Genomic DNA, 3591 nt, shown 5'->3' on the forward strand with positions numbered 1-3591 from the left:
CGAAGCGATGAACGGCTGAGAGCCTGAGATGGCGCCTGGTCAGCACGTCGAGTCATGGGCATTCACACCCCATGCCAAGGCAGCTGGCCAGGCGCCTGAAATGGTGGCGCAATTCAGGTAAACTCTGCGCGCCATTTCGGTGCGTCGCCGAGGTGGTACGCGATTCACGACCCGTTATCGGGGCAAGAACCCGTCAAACCCTCGAGATCCACATGAAGCTCATCGTCAAACTTATCCTCGGCATCATTGCCGGCCTGCTGATCGGCCTGATGGCCCCGGATGCCCTCGTACGTGCCGCGCTGACCGCCAAGGTCATCATCGGCCAGCTGATCAACTTCACCATCCCGTTGATCATCCTGTTCTACGTCATGAGCGGCATCGCGTCGCTGCCGAAGAATTCCGGCGCCATGCTGGGTCGCACCGTCGGCATGGCCTACGGGTCGACGATTCTGGCCGGCATCTTCGCCTTCCTGGTGGCCAGCAACCTGCTGCCCGGCATGCTGTCCGGCATGGCGCCGGTCACTGAAGGCCGCGATGCCCTGACTCCCTTTCTCGATCTCGAAATCCCCGCGGCACTGCCGGTGATGACGGCATTGGTGCTGGCCTTCGTCTTCGGTGTGGTCATCAGCCGCCGCGAACTGCCAACCCTGAAAAGCGCCGTCTTCGAATCGCGTGAAGTGGTCGAGGTGTTCCTAAATCGCGTCATCATCCCGCTGCTGCCCCTGTTCATCGCCGGCACCTTTGCCGAGATGGCCTACGAGGGCAAGGCGCTGTCGACACTGGATACCTTCTGGAAGGTGCTGGTGCTGGCGATCGTGATGCACTGGATCTGGCTCAGCACGGCCTACCTGATCACTGGTCTGATCCAGCGTCGTTCTCCGCTGGGCCTGTTGCGCAACATGCTGCCGGCCTACCTGACGGCGCTGGGCACCATGTCGTCGGCGGCGACCATCCCGGTCAGCCTGCGTCAGACCAAGGCCAACGGCGTCAGCGATGAAGTGGCCAACTTCAGCGTGCCGCTGTGCGCCACCATCCACCTTTCCGGTTCCACCATCACCATCGTCACCTGTGCTACTGCCGTGATGATGATGAGCCCAAATCTGGCGCTGGCAAGCCTCGGCGAAGTGATTCCGTTCTTGATCATGCTGGGCCTGACCATGATCGCTGCGCCCGGGGCGCCGGGTGGTGCGGTGATGGCGGCACTTGGCGTGCTGGGCAGCATGCTCGGCTTTGGCGAGGCGGAACTCGGCCTGATGATCGCGCTATATCTGGCCCAGGACAGCTTCGGCACCGCCACCAACGTCACCGGCGATGGCGTGATCGCGCTGTGGGTCGATCACTTCGCACGCCGCGATGGTGTGGTGGCGACGCCGGGGCCAGCTGCCGCGACCGGCGAAGCACCGGTGGCACGCTCACAGTCATGAGCTTCCATATGTGCTGAGCCGTGAGCTGCCGCATGTGCTCAGCCGTGCGCTGAAGTGGTCTGAGCCACCTGCGCTGACAGTCGTCAAAAGCCCCTTCTCCTCTCGGAGACGGGGCTTTTTCATGCCCGCAGTCAACCTTACGATCATCTCCACGGTCTTCCTCACGGTCGTGATCGCGATCATCCCCTCGGCCACCCCACAGGACGGCGTGCCTGGCAGCGAGGTGAGACATGACGCCGCGCCGTGCCTGACACCCACAGGCCAAAGGGCTACCATTGACGCCCACGCGCGAGCGATGTCATTGCTGCCGTACGCCATCACCCTGTTACCGTTGCCGGAGTGCCAGATGTCCCTGCTTTCCCCTGCGCTGTCCTGTCTTACAATATCGCTACCGATATCTCGCCCGCGTCTGGCGCGCATGTTCGCCACCCTGTCGCTCACCACTGCCAGCCTGACCCTTGCCCAGCACGCCAGCGCGCTGGAGATCGGCATGCCTGCCGATGGCGGCGTCAGCGTCAGTCCCGCCGTGATGCTCGAGGCCGAGAGCACCCTCGACGACCAACTGAGCAGCCCGCTGATGCTCAAGCAGTTCTCAAGCCACGAGGCCGTGGAGCAAGGGCTGAGCGATGGCAGCCTCGACGCCGCCTACCTGACACCGCAGATGCTCAAGGCACTGGCCGATAGCGGCATGTCCCTGCGAGTGCTGGACGGCGCGGATCTCGACGATGTCAGCCTGGTCGCGCGTGACGAGCTGATCCGCTACACCGAATTGTTCGAGCCCCAGGAGCTACTGATCCGCTTCCTCAATGACACCACGCGTGCGGTGCGAGTGGTGATGCGCGATGACGATGCACGCTCGCATCTGGCCCTGAAGCAGTGGGTCGAGGTCAAGGTCGGCTCCAGCATGCAGCTGGTCAGCCCGCGCTCGCTGGAAGAACTGGAAGGCGATGAATATGTCGGGGATGCGCCTCAGGCACTGATCAACAGCCGCAAGATGCACGCCGCCTTCCTCAACGGCGATGACGCGACGCGTCTGGTGGCGCTGCATCCGCTGTCCAAGGACTGGCTGCCGCGCGCCGACATGCTCGACCTGCCGCGCATGCTGCTGGTCAGCCGCGCCGATATCGAAGATGCGAGCCTTGAGGCCGAGCTAGAGTCACTGGCCGTTGAGCACGCCCGTATGCAGCAGAGCCTGCACGGCGAAGAGCCGATGAAGCTCGCCTTCACGCTCAAGCAGGCCTGGCCGGCGGATGCCGGTGAGGCGCCGAGTCTGCCCAAGGTGGTGCATGCGCTGAACGGGCGCGCTATCCCGACCGCCGACATGCGCACCGCCCTCAAGGACTGGCTGGGCGAGCAGCAGTCAGCGGTCAGCTGGCCTGAGCTATAGCAGCAAACCCAGCAGTAGCCCCAGGTGTAGACCTGGCCGTAGACCCAGCAGTCATGCCCGCCACAGGGCAAATGACAGACACAAAAAACCCGCCGATTGGCGGGGTTTTTTCGATCAAGGGCAACGATCAGGCGTCGAGGGCTTCAGCGATCTGGGACTGAGCCTTCGGGCCGATGCCCTTGACTTCAGAGATCACGCCATCAGCGTGAGCCTTGCGAACCTTGGCGACATCGTCGTAACCAGCGTCAGTCAGGGCACGGATAGCGGCAGCGTTGAGGCCGAGGTCTTCCAGAGAGGCCGCATCGGCTTCTTCGGTCGCCTCCTCGACGGCTGCGCCCATCGGCATCATGCGAGACTGGGCGATGGCCTGTTCGCGTGCCAGACGTGCCTTGTACTGCACCAGCTTCTGGTTGAACTCGTGTTCGACCTGCTTGCGGTGCTTGTCAGAGGCTGCGGCTTTCTCGCTCAGGCGTTCGTTGCGAGCGCGCAGGTCTTCGACTTCCTTCTTTGCCTTGTCACGGGCATTGCGGAGCTTGTCGGCTTCTTTGCTGGCTTCACGCAGCTGACGCTCCAGCTCCTTGATGCGGGCGTTCTGGTCCTGCTTGGTGTCCTGCTCCTGAAACAGGGATGCAAGCTGGTCGTCAAGATTAGCGTCGGTCATACTGCTATGTTGCCTCGAATAATTGATAAAGAGCTAAAGTCTGGGCGCACATTCTACCGCAGTTCTTCAGTTTGTGCTGCATTTGAGCGCAACCCGAGCGGGATGAATGTGAATCGGGG

3 protein-coding genes are annotated in these 3591 nt (G+C 62.6%); 2 read left to right on the plus strand and 1 reads right to left on the minus strand.

The genetic code is table 11. The annotated features are described in order from the left end of the window. Positions 1-212: 212 nt before the first annotated feature. The gene (locus tag AC4FAH_RS13155; protein ID WP_284727510.1) at positions 213-1424 is read left to right on the plus strand and encodes a dicarboxylate/amino acid:cation symporter; all 1212 of its coding nucleotides are present in this window, start codon (positions 213-215) and stop codon (positions 1422-1424) included. Between the two features lie 346 nt (positions 1425-1770). Then, positions 1771-2811, plus strand: a complete 1041-nt coding sequence (locus AC4FAH_RS13160; protein WP_213114646.1) for a hypothetical protein — start codon at positions 1771-1773, stop codon at positions 2809-2811. 127 nt (positions 2812-2938) lie between these two features. On the opposite strand, the gene AC4FAH_RS13165 is transcribed toward AC4FAH_RS13160, so the two are convergent. After that, positions 2939-3472: a hypothetical protein gene (locus AC4FAH_RS13165; RefSeq protein ID WP_054556587.1), complete on the minus strand. Its 534-nt coding sequence runs from the start codon at positions 3470-3472 to the stop codon at positions 2939-2941. Between the last annotated feature and the right edge of the window lie 119 nt (positions 3473-3591).

It is taken from the genome of Cobetia sp. (genome assembly GCF_983723665.1).